The sequence below is a fragment of the Mesorhizobium sp. WSM4884 genome (assembly GCF_029625675.1).
In the GTDB taxonomy this organism is placed as follows: domain Bacteria; phylum Pseudomonadota; class Alphaproteobacteria; order Rhizobiales; family Rhizobiaceae; genus Mesorhizobium.
The window spans coordinates 317,595-334,260 of record NZ_JARTVO010000002.1; the positions used below are offsets into that span (position 1 = coordinate 317,595).

Annotated in this window: 13 protein-coding genes; 9 read left to right on the forward strand and 4 right to left on the reverse strand. The window is 64.3% G+C overall.

Annotation, left to right across the window (positions count from 1 at the left end; genetic code table 11):
* Positions 1-47: 47 nt before the first annotated feature.
* Entirely contained in the window at positions 48-680 is a 633-nt protein-coding gene (locus P9236_RS04170) for a LysE family translocator (RefSeq protein ID WP_278073329.1), read from the forward strand.
* Positions 681-728: 48 nt separating this feature from the next.
* Here P9236_RS04170 and P9236_RS04175 read toward each other — a convergent pair whose 3' ends face one another.
* Together P9236_RS04175 and P9236_RS04180 are read right to left on the reverse strand one after the other, a co-directional pair.
* Positions 729-1,478, reverse strand: a complete 750-nt coding sequence (locus tag P9236_RS04175) for a crotonase/enoyl-CoA hydratase family protein (RefSeq protein WP_278073330.1) — start codon at positions 1,476-1,478, stop codon at positions 729-731.
* A gap of 26 nt (positions 1,479-1,504) precedes the next feature.
* Complete coding sequence (locus tag P9236_RS04180) at positions 1,505-3,274, reverse strand: acyl-CoA dehydrogenase (protein ID WP_278073331.1); 1,770 nt, start codon at positions 3,272-3,274, stop codon at positions 1,505-1,507.
* A 436-nt stretch (positions 3,275-3,710) separates the two neighbouring features.
* On the opposite strand from P9236_RS04180, the gene P9236_RS04185 reads away from it, so the two are divergent.
* Complete coding sequence (locus P9236_RS04185) at positions 3,711-3,947, forward strand: hypothetical protein (RefSeq protein ID WP_278073332.1); 237 nt, start codon at positions 3,711-3,713, stop codon at positions 3,945-3,947.
* 128 nt (positions 3,948-4,075) lie between these two features.
* Complete coding sequence (locus P9236_RS04190) at positions 4,076-5,185, forward strand: glycoside hydrolase family 25 protein (protein ID WP_278073541.1); 1,110 nt, start codon at positions 4,076-4,078, stop codon at positions 5,183-5,185.
* On the opposite strand, the gene P9236_RS04195 is transcribed toward P9236_RS04190, so the two are convergent.
* A complete protein-coding gene (locus P9236_RS04195; RefSeq protein ID WP_278073333.1) occupies positions 5,186-6,028 on the reverse strand; it encodes an AraC family transcriptional regulator in 843 nt (280 codons plus the stop codon).
* Between the two features lie 250 nt (positions 6,029-6,278).
* Between P9236_RS04195 and P9236_RS04200 the strand changes: the two genes are divergently transcribed.
* From P9236_RS04200 to P9236_RS04225, 6 genes are all read left to right on the forward strand, one after another.
* Entirely contained in the window at positions 6,279-7,745 is a 1,467-nt protein-coding gene (locus tag P9236_RS04200) for an alpha-glucosidase/alpha-galactosidase (RefSeq protein WP_278073334.1), read from the forward strand.
* 105 nt (positions 7,746-7,850) lie between these two features.
* Positions 7,851-9,935 (forward strand): ABC transporter substrate-binding protein, encoded by a 2,085-nt coding sequence (locus P9236_RS04205; protein WP_278073335.1) that lies wholly within the window; start codon positions 7,851-7,853, stop codon positions 9,933-9,935.
* A gap of 115 nt (positions 9,936-10,050) precedes the next feature.
* A complete protein-coding gene (locus P9236_RS04210) occupies positions 10,051-11,058 on the forward strand; it encodes an ABC transporter permease (RefSeq protein ID WP_278073336.1) in 1,008 nt (335 codons plus the stop codon).
* Position 11,059: 1 nt separating this feature from the next.
* Positions 11,060-12,196, forward strand: a complete 1,137-nt coding sequence (locus P9236_RS04215) for an ABC transporter permease (RefSeq protein WP_278073337.1) — start codon at positions 11,060-11,062, stop codon at positions 12,194-12,196.
* A 9-nt stretch (positions 12,197-12,205) separates the two neighbouring features.
* Positions 12,206-13,876 carry an ABC transporter ATP-binding protein gene (locus tag P9236_RS04220; RefSeq protein ID WP_278073338.1) on the forward strand — a complete coding sequence of 557 codons (1,671 nt, stop codon included), beginning with the start codon at positions 12,206-12,208 and terminating at the stop codon, positions 13,874-13,876.
* Between the two features lie 20 nt (positions 13,877-13,896).
* Positions 13,897-15,267, forward strand: a complete 1,371-nt coding sequence (locus P9236_RS04225; RefSeq protein ID WP_278073339.1) for an alpha-glucosidase/alpha-galactosidase — start codon at positions 13,897-13,899, stop codon at positions 15,265-15,267.
* 19 nt (positions 15,268-15,286) lie between these two features.
* Here the strand turns inward: P9236_RS04225 and purD are convergent, their stop codons facing one another.
* Positions 15,287-16,567, reverse strand: a complete 1,281-nt coding sequence (purD, locus tag P9236_RS04230) for a phosphoribosylamine--glycine ligase (RefSeq protein WP_278073340.1) — start codon at positions 16,565-16,567, stop codon at positions 15,287-15,289.
* Between the last annotated feature and the right edge of the window lie 99 nt (positions 16,568-16,666).

The window sequence follows — 16,666 nt, forward strand, 5'->3', positions numbered from 1 at the left end:
GTGAGGATGGCGCTCGCAGCTGCCTTGGCCGCAAAAAGGAGAGACGCATGAGCCTGTTCCTGGCCTTTCTCGGTGTCTCGTTCATCGTGCTTGCCACGCCTGGACGCGACACCGCCATCACCATTCGCAACACGCTGCTTGGCGGGCGCATGGCGGGCGTGTTCACCGCGCTCGGCATCTCCAGCGGCCAGACGATCTGGGCGCTGGCCACCAGCGCCGGCATCGTAGCGCTGCTCGTCGCCTCGGAACCGCTGTTCCTTACCGTCAAATATGCGGGCGCGGCCTATCTCGTCTATCTCGGCTTCAAGGCGCTGCAGGAGGCGATGCGGCCGTCCCTCGGGCAGGACATGGCGACCGTCGCCAGGCCGGCTCGGCGGCTGACCGCGGCGAGCGCCTATCGCCAGGGGCTGATCAGCGATCTCGGCAACCCGAAAATGGCGGTGTTCTTCGCGAGCCTGCTGCCGCAGTTCGTGCCTCCCGGCGGAGAAAGTTTTTCGGCGCTGCTCGGCCTCGGCGCCGTCTTCGCCGTCATGACCTTCACCTGGCTCGCGCTCTACGCGACCGTGGTCGCCAAGGCAGGGGATTTCCTGCGCCGCCCACCGATCCGCCGCGCCATCGAGGGCGTGACCGGAATGGTGCTGATCGGCCTCGGTATCCGCATCGCGACCGAGCACCGGTAAACGGATTTCTACCCTGCCGGCGCTTCGACCCACCCGGCCCAGCGCGAACTATTTCTTGCGAGTCACGAAAGCCGTCAGCGCGGCGCGCGCTTCGTCCGACGTCAACCGCTCACGGAAATGCTCGCTTTCGATCTCGATGCGAGCGACGAGTTCCTCGCGGGAGCCGCGCATCAGATCGCGGGCGATCTTCAGCGCCTGCGGCGGCTTGGCGGCGATCTCGGCAGCGGCGGAAAGCACCGCGCCCTCAAGCGCGTCTTCCGCGACTACGTCGTAGATCAGGCCGGCGGCCTTGGCGCGCTCGGCCGAAAAGCCTTCGCCGAGACCGAGCAGCGCGAAGGCGCCCTGGCGGCCGAGGATTTGAGGCGCGAGCAGGCTGGAACCCGCCTCCGGCACCAGACCGAGATCGACGAAGGGGGTGCGGAAGAGCGTGCGCGGCGTGGCGAAGGTCAGGTCGCAATGCAAGTTGAGCGTAGTGCCGATGCCGACGGCGATGCCGTCGACACCCGAGATCATCGGCTTTTCCGTCTTGGCCAGCGCCATAAGAAAGTCCCAGACCTCGCTGCCGCCTTCGCCGCCGGTGGCGACGGTCAGGAAGTCGGCGAGATCGTTGCCGGACGAAAAGGCGCCGGGCACGCCGAGGAAGACGTGCACGCGAACCGCCGGATCGGCGTCGCCCTCAGCAAGGGCAGCCGACATCTTCGCGTACATGGCGCGCGTCAGCGCGTTCTTCTTGTCCGGCCGGTTCATGCGGATGATCTGCACGGCGCCCCGGCGCTCGATGAGGATATGGTCGGTCACAATCGGTCCTTTGAATGTCGGAATGCTCAAGCGGAGATCAGCGCCTGGGCGGCTGCAGCAAGGCTCTCGGCGCCGTCGACGACGCGCTCCTTCAGTGCGCGCGTTTCGCCGAGCAGGTTTTCGGCGAAGAAACGGCAGAGCGCGATGCGGCCGCGGTCGGCCAGCCCACCTTGTGCCAGATAGGCGCCGCCGGCCGCGAGCGAGATCAGGCGCAGATAGGGCGTGGCGCCGGCCATGGCGGCATCGGCCTTGCCGTCGTCCATCAGTTCTTGCAGGAAGCGCGTCGCCTCGTCGAGATCGGCAAGCGCGCGGTCGAGATTGTCTGCGGTGTGGCCGAAGCCCGCAATGTTGGACGTGCGCACGCCATCGGCCACCGCTTTCAACTCACCGATGTAGCGATGCACATGGTCGCCACCGCCAAGCGGCAGTTTCCGCGAGACGAGGTCGATCGCCTGGATGCCGTTGGTGCCTTCGTAGATCGGCGCGATGCGGGCGTCGCGATAAAGCGCTGCCGCGCCGGTCTCCTCGATGAAGCCCATGCCGCCATGCACCTGCAGCCCAAGCGAAGCGACCTCGACGCCGACATCGGTCGAAAAGGCCTTTGCCAGCGGCGTCAAAAGATTGGCGCGGTCGCGCCAATTGGCGGCGGCCTCGCCTTCGGCGACGCGCGCGCGGTCGATGGCGTGCGCGCAGGAATAGCTGATTGCGCGCGCGATCTGGGTCAGCGCCCGCATGGTCAAGAGATTGCGCTGCACGTCCGGGTGATGGACGATCGGGGCCATGCCGGACCCGGAATAGTCCGACGCCCTACCCTGGCGGCGCTCATTGGCATAGGCGATTGCCTTCTGCGTCGCGGTCTCGGCAACGGCCACGCCCTGCATGCCGACGGCAAGGCGGGCATTGTTCATCATCGTGAACATGCAGGCGAGACCCTTGTTCTCCTCGCCGATCAGCCAGCCGATGGCGCCTGGCGTCGTGCCCTGAAAACCGTCGCCATAGATCATGGTGCAGGTCGGCGAGGCATGGATGCCGAGCTTGTGCTCGAGGCCGGAACAGAAGACGTCGTTGCGCGCGCCGAGCGAGCCGTCGTCATCGACCAGGAATTTCGGCACCAGGAACAGCGAGATGCCGCGCGTGCCGGTCGGCGCGTCGGGCAGCCGCGCCAGCACCAGATGCACGATGTTGTCGGTGAAATCGTGCTCGCCATAGGTGATGAAAATCTTCTGGCCGAAGATGCGGTAGGTACCGTCGCCGGCGGGCTCGGCACGCGTGCGCAGCGCCGCGAGGTCGGAACCCGCCTGCGGCTCTGTCAGGTTCATCGTGCCCATCCACTCGCCGGAGACGAGCTTGGCAAGATATTTTGCCTTCAGCGTTTCGGAGGCATGCTTGTCCAGCGCCTCGACCGCGCCCATGGTGAGCGTCGGGCCGATGCCGAAGGCCATGGCGGCCGAATTCCACATTTCGAGCGCCGCGACGGCGAGCATGGTGGGCAGGCCCTGGCCGCCGAATTCCTCCGGCCCCGACAGCGCGTTCCAGCCGCCGTCGATCCAACGCCGGTAAAGCTCCTTCCAGCCGGGCGGCGTGGTGACCGCGGCGTCCTTCAGCACCGCGCCATGCTCGTCGCCGATCTTGTAGAGCGGCGCGACTTCCTCGCTGGCGAAACGGCCGGCCTCGGCCAGGATCGCGTCGACCAGATCTTCGCCGAGATCGCCGAAGGTACCGGCATCCAGTGCAGGCTTCAGCCCGGCCACATGCTTCAGCGTGAAAGCGATGTCCTCGACCGGCGCGCTATACATATCTGCTGCTCCTCCTCCATTCCGGCCGGTCGATCGTACGACTCCAGCCGCAGCTAAACCATCCGTCTTTGGGTTGGCTGCCGTCTCCTTTTTACGTAAACGTCAAACTTTGTCACGCGGATTTTGCAAGCCTAGACTTCCTCATCCAAGGGCGGAGCGGGAGCACAACGGACGCGTAGACCCGAGTATCCGTTCCATGACCTCGCGCGAGGGGCTCGGCGGAGCAGAATTCCGAACCATGAAAGCGCCTCAACGTCACGGAATGGATTCTATGGTCTGCGCGCGTCGCTTCGCTCCTTGCTCCGCCATAGAATGACGAAATCGCGAAAGCCATGGCCAACTTTCAAGGCTGCAATTATCGCTCAAAATTTCTACGACGAACTACATCCGGCTGGTATCATCCGCCGATTACGAACCAAAGCGAACCGGAATACCCATGCTTGCCAGACCTGACGCCTATCGCTGCATCGAATGCGGCCTCCCCTATCGGGCCTCGGGCTTCTGGTATCATGAAGGCAAGATGGAGCATGGACCGGCCTATTGGACGGACCGCGGCATATTGTGCTCGCCGCAGTGCTCGCTGGCGCATCACAAAAAGCGCGCGGCCGAAGGCACGCTGCCGCGAGAGCCGGCGCCCGATCCGTTCGATGTGCAGCCGCTGTTCCGGCGCTGAACGCCTAATCGGCTTTGAAAGCACTTCCTTAACCATAGCGGTTCAGGATCATCCTCTGGTCAGTGGGGACACCCTGATTGAAAAAGCCGGCGCGCCCTCTTCGCCGCCTGGCGCTTCTCGCGGCTGCGATGGTGCTGGGCACGGCGGCAAAGGCCTCGGATTTCTCCGAGCCCTGGAAGAATGCCGACCGCGCGCTGGTCATCGACGCCTACGAATACAATTCCATCGACTGGGCCGAGCTTGCCACCGACAAGCGCATCGTCGGCTTCATCAACAAGGCCTCCGACGGGCTGCCGCCGCCCTATTTCTGCTTCGGCGGCGAGACCGACGTCAAACTCTGCAAGGCGTTGTGGAAGCGCTACGCCGTGACGCGCGAGCTCTTCCAGACGCGCAAGGTGGTGGCCAAGGCACTCGGCCTGAAATGGGGAGCCTATCATCTTGCCCGTCCCGGCAATCCGATCGAGCAGGCCAACAATTTCGTCGATTTCGCCGAGCCGGCACCGGACGACCTCATAGCCCTCGACATCGAAGGCATCGATTCGACGCAATGGATGTCGCTCGAGGACGCGGAAGAATTCGTGCGCCAGGTGCATCGCCGCCTCGGCCGCTTCCCGGTGCTCTACTCGAACGGCAAGACCGCCGAGTATATCGCCGACAACCGTTATACCTACCGGCTGCTGTCCAGGTTGCCGCTCTGGTACGCGCGCTACAAGCCGGACATCGACGTGCATTTCCCGATGGGCAATTGGCAAGGCTACGCGCTCTGGCAGTTCTCGGCAAAGGCCAATTGCGGCCGCTTCAGCTGCCCCTATCGCGTGCCGGGCACGCCCAACGACATCGACGTCAACGTCGCGCCGATGAAAGCAGATGAACTGCGCCAGCAATGGGCCTTCGGCGGGCTGATCGACGTGCCGCCCGATTACCTCGCCTCGGTCCCGGTGCCGATACCGCGCGAAGCGGGCCTGGCAGGCAAGGTCACCATCACCTACGCCGATGTGGCGACGCCGCCGACCTTCGAGGAACTGGTAGCGGTGCTTGGCGCGCGCTGGGAGAAATTCCGCGATGGGTTCCGCATCCCGGTGGTGAAGACCGTGCCGCGGCGCCCGAGCTTCGGCATCGTCCAATATGTCGCCTGGAAGCGGGCCGGACGGCGCACGCCTGAACAGCTCGACGCCGCCTTCGCCGCAGCCGACCCGGTCAACACCGCATCGACGGCGCTCGACCACCGCAGGCAGTAGTCAGCGATGATTGCCCAGGCTGGCATACATGCCGGTGGTGCGGAACTGCGTCGGCGTGATGCCGTAGCAGCGGCGAAAGACTTTGGAAAAGTAATTCGCATCCTCGAAGCCGCACAGCACGGCGACCTCTTTGACCGGCAGAAAATCCGCTTTGGTCAGCAGTTTGGCGGCGCGCTGCAGCCTTTGCTGCAGGACGAATTCGGCGGGCGGCAATCCTTCGCTCTCGGCGAAGCAGCGCGAGAAATGGGCGCGGCTGAGGCCGCTGATCTCGACCAGCTCCGCCACCGGCAGCGGCTTGTCGAGATTGGCGTTGATGTGATCGATCACCGGCTGCATCGCGCTCTGCTTCTCGGCGAAGGCGTGCGAGCCGAAGACATCGTCATAGAGCGCCATCGCCGCCTCATAGGCGATCGCCGACGCCGCGCCCGGCGAGGCGGCGCCCTTGATGAGGCGCAGGCTGCAATCGGCGAGGTGATCGATGGTCGCCGGCTGCAGCCGGAGGACGGGGCCTGAGACGCTGAGAATCGATTTGTGGATGCGCAGCGCCTCCTCGCCGTTCATCGAGATCCAGAAATATTCCCAGCGGTCGCCTCTGGCCAGCCAGTAGCGATGGTTGTGCGGCACCAGCACCAGCAGCGTGTCGTTCGCCTGCAGTCGGTAGTTGCGGCTCTCATAGCGCAGCTGCCCGGTGCCGCTGATCGTATGCTGGAGCACCGTGAACGGGGTCTGGCCGCGCTTGCGCCCGTCCCAATCGTAGGTCTCGTCCTCGCGCACCTCGTAGCCGGTGCTGGTCGGCATGGCATGCAGGCGCTGGCGTCCGCGCGGCAGCGAGATCGTCCGCATCAACTTTCCGTTCGCGATCAGGTCCTGCAGCACAAAATTACCCTCGAAAGCATAATCCTTCTCTGGCCGCGCCTTCGAATAAGCGCATAATTCGGCTCCTCAAGAACGGGAAAGACCCGCGGTCGAGGAGCGGGCGGGAGGAGAAAGAGCCGGATTTCCGGCTCGAAATGGCGAGCACGCATGCTGGCGTGCGGCCATGTCCTCCCTTGCTGCTCCTTGCCTAGCATTCGATTGGATCGAGGTGAAGGTAATGAGCTTCAAAATCGCTATTATCGGCGCCGGCAGCGTCGGATTCACCAAGAAGCTGTTCACCGACATTCTGTGCGTGCCCGAATTCAAGGACATCGAATTCGCGCTGACCGACATCAGCGAGCACAATCTCGGGATGATCAAGGCGATCCTCGACCGGATCGTCGAGGCGAACAATCTGCCTACCAAGGTGACGGCGACGACCGACCGCCGCAAGGCGCTGGAGGGCGCGCGCTACGTCATCAGCTGCGTGCGCGTCGGCGGCCTCGAGGCCTATGCCGACGACATCCGCATTCCGCTGAAATATGGCATCGACCAGTGCGTCGGCGACACGATCTGCGCCGGCGGCATCCTCTATGGCCAGCGCAACGTCCCGGTGATCCTCGATTTCTGCAAGGACATCCGCGAGGTCGCCGACACCGGTGCCAAGTTCCTCAACTACGCCAATCCGATGGCGATGAACACCTGGGCCGCGATCGAATACGGCAAGGTCGACACGGTCGGTCTCTGCCATGGCGTGCAGCACGGCGCCGCGCAGATCGCCGAGGTCCTCGGCGCGAAATCACCCGGGGAGCTCGACTATGTCTGTTCGGGCATCAACCACCAGACCTGGTTCATCGAACTGCGACTGAACGGCCGGCCGATCGGCAAGGACGAGCTGGTCGCCGCCTTCGAGGCGCATCCGGTCTATTCGAAACAGGAAAAGCTGCGCATCGACGTGCTGAAGCGCTTCGGCGTCTATTCGACCGAAAGCAACGGCCATCTGTCGGAATATCTGCCCTGGTACCGCAAGCGCCCCGACGAGATCACGCGCTGGATCGACATGTCGGACTGGATCCACGGCGAGACAGGGGGCTACCTTCGCTACTCGACCGAGACCCGCAACTGGTTCGAGACCGAATATTTGCAGTTCCTCGAAGCAGCGTCGAAGCCGATCGACCCCGCAAAGCGCTCGAACGAGCATGCCAGCCACATTCTGGAGGCGCTGGAGACCAACCGCGTCTATCGCGGCCATTTCAACGTCAAGAACAACGGCGTGATCGCCAACCTGCCGCAGGACGCCATCATCGAATCGCCCGGCTTCGTCGACCGCTTCGGCATCAACATGGCCGCCGGCATCACGCTGCCCGAAGCCTGCGCCGCCACCTGCATGGCCTCTATCAACGTCCAGCGCATGTCGGTGCATGCGGCGATCGCCGGCGACATCGACCTATTGAAGCTCGCGGTGCTGCACGACCCGCTGGTCGGCGCGGTGTCGACGCCGGAGGAGGTCTGGCAGATGGTCGACGAGATGGTGGTCGCCGAAGCCGCCTGGCTGCCGCAATACGCGCATGCCGTTCCGGCAGCAAAGGAGCGGCTTGCGAAATCGAAGGTCAAGACCCGCGAATGGGCGGGGGCCGCGCGGCGCAACGTGCGCTCGATCGAGGAATTGCGCGCCGAAAAGGCGGCGCTGAAACAGGCCGGCTGAAAACTCGGCGCGAGGCCGGACGCGCAGGAGGCACGTCCGGCCGCTTCAGCCGTCCCGAAACAAGAGGCGGGCAGCAACAGACGTCCAAACAACTGGGAGGAGACAATGAGGACCTTACGCAGGATTGGCATTGCCGCCGGACTGACGCTCGGCGTTTCGGTTCTAGCACTCAACGCTTTCGCATCCGAGCCGACGATCCCGCCGGAGCCGGCAACGTTCCCGGCCGAGGGCAAGATCCACTATGTGGCGCGCGACTCCATCCTGGAGTTCAAGGCGTTGCCCGAGTATCACGAGCCGGACTGGGTGACGGAGAAATACGTCAAGACCGGCAAGCTGCCGCCGGTCAAGGACAGGCTGCCCAAGGAGCCGTTGGTCTTCAAGACCGCCAACATGCCGGACGGCATCGGCGTCTATGGCGACACGATGCGGCATGTCATCGGCGGCAGGCCGGAAGGCTGGAACTACGGCGCCGGCCAGACGCAAGGCTGGGGCGGCATCGACATCGGCCTCTCCGAATGCCTGACGCGCACGGCGCCGCTGTTCCAGGTCGAAGCGAAGGACACCGAGCCGCTGCCGAACCTCGCCAGGAGCTGGGAGTGGTCAAAGGACGGCCACAAGCTCACCATGCATCTGATCGAGGGCGCCAAATGGTCGGACGGGGTGCCCTTCAACGCCGACGACGTCATGTTCTACTGGGACGACGAGGTCGTCGACCCGAACGTTTCGCCGTTGAACGGCGCGACGCCGGAAACCTTCGGCGTTGGCACGACGCTCAAGAAGATCGACGACTACACCGTCGAATGGACCTTCAAGGAAGCGTTCCCGAAGCAGTATCTCTATGCGATGGCCTACGGCACCTTCTGCCCAGGTCCCGCGCACATATTGAAGCCGCAGCACCCGAAATATTCGAAAAACACCTACGACCAGTTCAAGAACGCCTTCCCGCCGGAGTTCATGAACATGCCGGTGATGGGCGCCTGGGTGCCGGTCGAATACCGGCCGGACGACATCATCGTCATGCGGCGCAATCCCTACTATTGGAAGGTCGACGAGAAGGGCAACCAGCTGCCCTATCTCAACGAGCTGCAATACAAGCTCTCGACCTGGGCCGACCGCGACGTCCAGGCGGTGGCAGGCTCGGGCGACTTCTCCAACCTCGAGCAGCCGGAAAACTTCGTCGCCTCGCTGAAGCGCGCCGCCGAGAAGAACGCGCCGGCACGGCTCGCCTTCGGTCCGCGCCTCATCGGCTACAATCTGCGCTTCAACTTCTCCGCCAATGGCTGGGGCAATCCGGACGAGCGCGGCCAGGCGCTGCGCGAGCTCAACCGCAACGAGGATTTCCGCAAGGCCGTCACCATGGCGCTCGACCGCAAGGCGCTCGGCAATTCGCTGGTCAAGGGGCCGTTCACCGCCATCTATCCGGGCGGTTTCTCGTCCGGCACCAGCTTCTATGACCGCAAGTCGACCGTCTACTATCCGTTCGACCTCGAAGGCGCCAAGGCCGAGCTCGCCAAGGCCGGCCTGAAGGATACCGACGGCGACGGCTTCGTAAACTTCCCGGCCGGCACTGCCGGCGGCAAGAATGTCGAGATCGTGATGCTGGTCAACAACGACTACACCACCGACAAGGGCCTTGCGGAAGGCGTCGTCGCGCAGATGGAGAAGCTTGGACTGAGGATCGTGCTCAACGGGGTCAACGGCACCCAACGCGATGCCGCCGAATATTCCGGCCGCTTCGACTGGCTGATCCGGCGCAACGACACCGAGCTCACTTCCGTGGTGCAGAACACCGAGCAGCTTGCCCCTGTCGGTCCGAAGACCAGCTGGAACCACCGCGCGCCGGAAAGCGGCGAGGTCGACCTGATGCCCTTCGAGAGGGACCTTGTCGACATCGTCAACAAATTCGTCTCGACGCAGGACAACGACCAGCGCGCCAGCCTGATGAAAGACTTCCAGAAGATCTCGACCGAGCATGTCTACAATGTCGGCCTGACCGAATATCCGGGCGCGTTGATCATCAACAAGCGCTTCTCGAACATTCCGCAGGGAACGCCGATCTTCATGTTCAACTGGGCCGAAGATTCGATCGTCCGCGAACGCGTTTTCGTCGCGGCCGACAAGCAGGCCAAGTATGAGCTCTTTCCCCAGGAACTTCCGGGCAAGCCTGGAGAGAAGGGACCGATGGATTAAGCTTTACCTCCCCTGACGAAGACAGTCCGGCCGCGTTGCGGCGCGGCCGGACAAACAGAACCTCCGAACGCACCCCGAGGGAGCGACCGGCCCAGAAGAAGGAAGCGGACCGTCCATGCTGCGATTCCTGCTCATGCGCATAGCGTCGGCGATTCCAGTCCTCGCCATCTTGAGCCTCGTCACTTTCGCCATCATCCAGGCGCCGCCTGGCGACTATGCCGACTACATCAAATCGCAGCTCATCAACCAGGGCGGGGCCTCCTACGCCGAGGCCGACGCGCAGGCGCAGGCCTACCGGAAAGAACACGGCCTCGATAAGCCGCTGCCCGTCCAGTATCTCAACTGGATCGGCGGCATCGTCACCCGCGGCGATTTCGGCTACAGCCTCTATTACAACAAGCCGGTCGCAGATGTGGTTGGCGAGCGCCTGCCGCGCACGCTGCTCCTGGCGCTGGTCTGCCATCTGCTCGCGTCGGTGCTGGGCATCAGCTTCGGCATTTGGGCGGCGACCCGGCAGTATTCCTGGATCGACTCGACGCTCTCGGCCATCTCCTTCCTCGGCATGACGGTACCGCGCTTCCTGATGGCGCTGATCATCGTCTACCTGCTGGTCTTCCAGTTCAACGTGTCGGAGATCGGCTCGTTCTTCTCGCCGCAATATGGCGGCGCGCCATGGTCGTGGGCGAAGTTCGTCGACCTCGTCAAGCACGTCTGGCCGGTGGTGGCGATCGCGACCTTCGGCGGGCTCGCCTACAACATGCGCGTCATGCGCGGCAATCTGCTCGACACGCTCAACGCGCAATATGTCGAGACGGCGAAAGCCAAGGGCCTGACCGGCGGCGCCGTCGTCATGCGCCACGCGGTGCCCAACGCGCTGCATCCGCTGGTCATGTATCAGGGCGTGGTGCTTCCTTACATGCTGACCGGCGAGATCGAGACGGCGATCATTTTCGCTCTGCCCACCGTCGGGCCGGCGATCGTCGGCTCGATGGCGGTGGGCGACGTCTATGTGACGGCGACCTTCATGATGGTGCTGTCGGCGACGCTGATCGTCGGCAACATCATCGCCGACATGCTGCTCGCGCTGCTCGACCCGCGCGTGCGCCAGTTCGGGGAGCACTGAGATGCTGGCGCGCGACCCTTCACCCCCGCCACCGCCGGCCGAAGGCGCCGTCAGCCAGCCAGCGCATGGCAATGAGAGCTACATCGCGCTGGTCTGGCGCCGGCTGAGGCGCTCCTGGACCGGCATGGCCGGACTTTGCCTGGTCGTGCTCCTGCTGCTGATGGCGGTCTTCGCCGAATTCCTGGCGCCTCTGGACCCGAAGGCCACCGATATCGCCTTCGCGCCGCCGCAGGTGGCTAGCTTCCACGACAAGGACGGCAATTTCGTAGCGCGGCCGAGGATCTATGCGCTGGCCGAGTCGGCCGATCTCGACCCGGTCACCTTCCAGCCGATCGTCGGGCCGGACTACGACCATCCGCGACTGCTCGGCTTCTTCGTCGAAGGCGCGCCCTACAAGCTCCTCGGCCTCATCCCGGCGAACCGGCACTTCTTCGGCTCGATGGACGGCCAGCCGGTGCATTTCCTCGGCACCGACAAGTTCGGCCGCGATGTGCTGTCGCGCGCCATCCACGGCTCGCGCGTGTCGCTGATGATCGCGCTCACCGTCGTCTTCGTCGTTACCGTCATCGGCACCACCGTCGGCATGGTCTCCGGCTATTTCGGCGGCCGGTTCGATGTCTGGATGCAGCGCTTCGTCGAACTGGTGCTGGCCTTCCCGCAGCTGCCGCTCTATCTCGCGCTGACCACGCTGATCCCGGTCACCGCGCCGACCAATGTCTTCCTCGGCTTCGTCATCGTCGTGATGTCGGCGCTGGGTTGGGCGCAGATGTCGCGCGAGGTGCGCGGCAAGACGCTGGCGCTGGCGCGCATCGACTATGTGCGCGCCGCCATGGCGGTCGGCGCCACCGATCGGCGCATCATCATGCAGCACATCTTTCCCAACGTGATGAGCCATGTGATCGTCGCCGTGACGCTGGCGATCCCGACGGTGGTGCTTCTGGAATCCTTCCTCGGCTTCCTCGGCTTCGCGGTGAAGCCGCCGCTGATCTCCTGGGGACTGATGCTGCAGGACACCGCGGCCTATTCGGTGATCGGCACCTATCCCTGGATCCTGTCGCCGGTCGGCTTCGTGCTGATCACCGTCTTTGCCTTCAACGCGCTGGGCGACGGCCTGCGCGATGCCGTCGATCCCTATTGAGGTGCAGAGATGACGACGATCGCGCTTGCCGAATCCTTCGCACCTGCCGTCCGGCTTGACCATGGTGGGCGCCATGACCAGCCCGTCATCGACGCCCGCAACATCGAGGTTGCCTTCAAGGTCGAACACGGCATCGTCGACGCGGTCAAGGACGTCTCGTTCCAGCTCTATCGCGGCGAGACGATCGCGATCGTCGGTGAATCCGGCTCCGGCAAGTCGGTGACGGCGCGCACCGTCATGGGTTTGCTGTCACGGCGGGCGACCGTGTCGCCGAGGTCGAGCGTCGAATATCTCGGGCAGAACATCCTGAAATTCCCGGAGCGCGCCCGGCGCAAGCTGCGCGGCAACCGCATCTCGATGATCTTCCAGGAGCCGATGAGCTCGCTCAATCCGATCTACACGGTCGGCAGCCAGATCGTCGAAGCGATCAGGGTGCATCGCAAGGTGAACCGCAGGGAGGCCTGGGCGCGGGCGCTCGAGCTTCTCAAGCATGTCCAGATCCCCGAGCCGGAAGCGCGGCTCAAACAATATCCGCATCAGCTTTCCGGCGGCCAGCGCCAGCGCGTGATGATCGCCATGGCCTTGGCCAATGATCCCGACGTGCTCATCGCCGATGAACCGACAACCGCGCTCGACGTGACGGTGCAGGCGCAGATCCTGAACCTGATCCGCAACCTCCAAAAAGAGCTGCGGATGGCGGTGATCCTGATCACCCACGACCTCACCGTGGTGCGTAAGTTCTCCGACTACGTCTATGTCATGCAGCATGGCGAGATGCGCGAGCACAACGTCACCGAGCGGCTCTTTGCCGACCCGCAGCATCCCTACACGCGGCGGCTGCTTGCTTCCGAGCCGCACGGACGGCCGAAGCCGCTGCCCGATAAATGCGGCACCATTCTCGACGCCGACGGCGTGCGCGTCTGCTTCACGCTGCGCCACGGCACGTTTCTCAAGCCCGACTGGCGCGAGCTGGTCGCGGTCGACGACCTCGGCCTCAAGCTCTGCCGCCATGAAACCCTTGGGCTGGTCGGCGAATCCGGGTCCGGCAAGACCACTTTCGGCCAAGCGCTGCTTCGGCTGCTGGACGCCAAGCGCGGCGAGATTCGCTTCGACGGCCAGCCGATCCAGGGTCTTACGCGGGCCGAGATGCGGCCGCTGCGTTCGCGCATGCAGATCGTTTTCCAGGATCCATTCTCCTCGCTCAATCCGCGCATGACGATCGGCCAGATCATCGAGGAAGGGCTGGTCGTCAACAGGATCGGTGCGACCCGGCGCGAGCGGGTCGAACGGGTGCGCGAGGCGCTGGTCAGCGCCGGGATGCCCGGCGATATCCTGTCGCGCTTTCCGCACGAATTCTCCGGCGGCCAGCGGCAGCGCATCGCCATCGCGCGCGCGATTGCGCTGGAGCCCGAATTCATCCTGCTCGACGAGCCGACATCGGCGCTCGACCTCTCGGTGCAAGCGCAGATCATCGACCTTTTGCGCAAGCTGCAGGACGAGCGCGGCCTGAGCTACCTCTTCATCTCGCACGACCTCAAGGTGGTGCGGGCGCTGTGCCACCGCGTCATCGTCATGCAGCACGGCAAGATCGTCGAACAGGGACCCGTCGACGAGGTCCTCACCAATCCCAAGACCGCCTACACCGAACGGCTCGTCAGAGCCGCTTTCGACGTGGCGTGACCATATGCCGGAGGTTCATAGTGGCTAGAAATCCCAAGATCACCTTCATCGGCGCCGGCTCGACGGTGTTCATGAAGAACATCGTCGGCGACGTGCTGCAGCGGCCGGCGCTTTCGGGCGCGACGATCGCGCTGATGGACATCAATCCGCAGCGGCTGGAAGAAAGCGCCGTCGTCGTCAACAAGCTGATCGCCACGCTCGGCGTGAAGGCGAAGGCCGAGACCTATTCCGACCAGCGCAAGGCGCTCGTCGGCGCCGACTTCGTCGTCGTCGCCTTCCAGATCGGCGGCTACGAGCCCTGCACAGTCACCGACTTCGAGGTGCCGAAGAAATACGGCCTGCGCCAGACGATCGCCGACACGCTAGGCGTCGGCGGCGTCATGCGCGGCTTGAGGACCGTGCCGCATCTGTGGAAGATCTGCAAGGACATGCTGGCGGTCTGCCCCGAGGCGATCATGCTGCAATATGTCAACCCGATGACGATAAACACCTGGGCGATCACGGAGAAGTACCCCCAGATCAAGCAGGTTGGGCTCTGCCATTCGGTGCAGGGCACGGCGATGGAACTGGCGCACGACCTCGACCTCCCCTACGAGGAAATCCGCTACCGCGCAGCCGGCATCAACCACATGGCCTTCTATCTCAAGTTCGAGCATCGCCAGCCGGACGGCTCCTATCGCGACCTCTATCCCGACCTGGTGCGGGCCTATCGCGAAGGCCGCGCGCCGAAGCCGGGCTGGAACCCGCGCTGCCCGAACAAGGTGCGCTACGAGATGCTGATCCGGCTCGGCTATTTCGTCACCGAAAGCTCGGAGCATTTCGCCGAGTACACGCCCTATTTCATCAAGGACGGTCGCGCCGACCTGATCGAGAAATACGGCATTCCGCTCGACGAATATCCCAAGCGCTGCATCGAGCAGATCGAGCGCTGGAAAGGCCAGGCGGAGGCCTACCGCTCGGCCGACCGGATCGAGGTCGAGCAATCGAAGGAATACGCTTCCTCGATCATGAACTCGGTCTGGACCGGCGAGCCATCGGTGATCTACGGCAATGTCCGCAACAATGGCTGCATCACCTCCCTGCCTTTCGACTGCGCTGCCGAGGTGCCGTGCCTTGTCGATGCTTCAGGCATCCAGCCGACCTATATCGGCGAGCTGCCGCCGCAGCTGACAGCGCTGATCCGCACCAACATCAATGTGCAGGAGCTGACCGTGCGGGCGCTGGTGAGCGAGAACCGCGAGCACATCTACCATGCAGCGATGATGGATCCGCACACCGCGGCCGAGCTCGACCTCGACCAGATCTGGTCACTGGTCGACGATCTCATCGCCGCCCATGGCGACTGGCTGCCGGCTTGGGCGCGCGGCAACCGCAATACGCGAGCCGCCTGATCTCAAAAGGCTGGCGGAGTCAGGCGCCAGCTTTCTCGCGCTCGACGGCGCGCCAGCCGATGTCGTGGCGGTAAAAGCCTTGCGGCCAGTCGATACGGTCGAGCGCCGCATAAGCCTTCCGCTGCGCCTCGCCGACGGTCTTGCCGAGCGCCGTGACGTTGAGCACGCGGCCGCCATTGGCGACCAGCGCGCCGCCATTGATGGCGGTGCCGGCGTGGAAGATCTCAGCGCCGTCGCTCGCGGCCTCGTCGAGACCGCGGATGACCGAGCCCTTTTCCGGCGTGCCGGGATAGCCCCTCGCCGCCATCACCACCGTCAGCGCCGCCTCATCGCTCCAGCGCGCCGACATATGCGCGAGCTGGCCGTCGACGGCGGCGTTGAGCAGGACGAGCAGGTCGTCCTTCAGCCGCATCATCAGCACCTGGCATTCGGGATCGCCGAAGCGGGTGTTGTATTCGATGAGCTTCGGGCCCTGGTCGGTGATCATCAGGCCGGCGAACAGGATGCCGGCGAAGGGCGAGCCGAGATTGGCCATGCCGCGCATGGTCGGCTCGATGATCTCGCGCATGGTGCGCTCGGTCATTTCGGGCGTCATCACCGGGGCCGGCGAATAGGCGCCCATGCCGCCAGTGTTCGGGCCGGTATCACCGTCGCCGACGCGCTTGTGGTCCTGCGCGGTGCCGAAAGGTAGCGCGGTGGCGCCGTCGCAGAGGCAGAAGAAGCTCGCTTCCTCGCCGGTCAGATATTCCTCGACGACGACCTCGGTACCTGCGACGCCAAAAGCACCCTCGAAACAGGCCTCGAGCGCGGCCATCGCCTCTTCTAGCGTCATGGCGATGGTGACGCCCTTGCCGGCGGCAAGTCCGTCGGCCTTGATGACGATCGGCGCGCCGGTCTTTTCGACATAGGCCTTGGCCGAGGCGAGGTCGCTGAAGCGGCCATAGGCTGCCGTCGGGATGTTGAATTTCGCGCAAAGATCCTTGGTGAAGCCCTTCGAGCCTTCGAGCCGCGCCGCGGCCTTGGACGGACCGAAGACGCGGATTCCCCAGGCGCGCAGGTCGTCGGCGATGCCGGCGACCAATGGCGCTTCCGGACCGACCACGACGAGGTCGATCTTTTTCTCCTGGCAGAAGGCGGCGACCGCGGAATGGTCGGCGATGTCCAGCTTGACCAGGTCGGCAAGGCGGCCGATGCCGGGATTACCGGGCGAGGCATAGAGCTTGGTGAGCAGCGGCGAGGCGGACATCTTCCAGGCAAGCGCGTGCTCGCGGCCGCCCGAACCGAGAAGAAGAACGTTCATGGCCACCTCTTGCTGCCGATCGTCTCTGCCCTGAACCCGCTATTGGTCCAAGGGCGACGGGTCAAGGCGTGTTGGCAATTTGGTAACAGTTGCACACGA

Bases quoted from the DNA above. Each gene is read 5' to 3' on its own strand.
- P9236_RS04170 (WP_278073329.1), top strand. From the start codon at position 48: ATGAGCCTGTTCCTGGCCTTTCTCGGTGTCTCGTTCATCGTGCTTGCC.
- P9236_RS04180 (WP_278073331.1), bottom strand. From the start codon at position 3,274: ATGTATAGCGCGCCGGTCGAGGACATCGCTTTCACGCTGAAGCATGTG.
- P9236_RS04185 (WP_278073332.1), top strand. From the start codon at position 3,711: ATGCTTGCCAGACCTGACGCCTATCGCTGCATCGAATGCGGCCTCCCC.
- P9236_RS04190 (WP_278073541.1), top strand. From the start codon at position 4,076: ATGGTGCTGGGCACGGCGGCAAAGGCCTCGGATTTCTCCGAGCCCTGG.
- P9236_RS04195 (WP_278073333.1), bottom strand. From the start codon at position 6,028: ATGCGGACGATCTCGCTGCCGCGCGGACGCCAGCGCCTGCATGCCATG.
- P9236_RS04200 (WP_278073334.1), top strand. From the start codon at position 6,279: ATGAGCTTCAAAATCGCTATTATCGGCGCCGGCAGCGTCGGATTCACC.
- P9236_RS04205 (WP_278073335.1), top strand. From the start codon at position 7,851: ATGAGGACCTTACGCAGGATTGGCATTGCCGCCGGACTGACGCTCGGC.
- P9236_RS04210 (WP_278073336.1), top strand. From the start codon at position 10,051: ATGCTGCGATTCCTGCTCATGCGCATAGCGTCGGCGATTCCAGTCCTC.
- P9236_RS04215 (WP_278073337.1), top strand. From the start codon at position 11,060: ATGCTGGCGCGCGACCCTTCACCCCCGCCACCGCCGGCCGAAGGCGCC.
- P9236_RS04220 (WP_278073338.1), top strand. From the start codon at position 12,206: ATGACGACGATCGCGCTTGCCGAATCCTTCGCACCTGCCGTCCGGCTT.
- purD (WP_278073340.1), bottom strand. From the start codon at position 16,567: ATGAACGTTCTTCTTCTCGGTTCGGGCGGCCGCGAGCACGCGCTTGCC.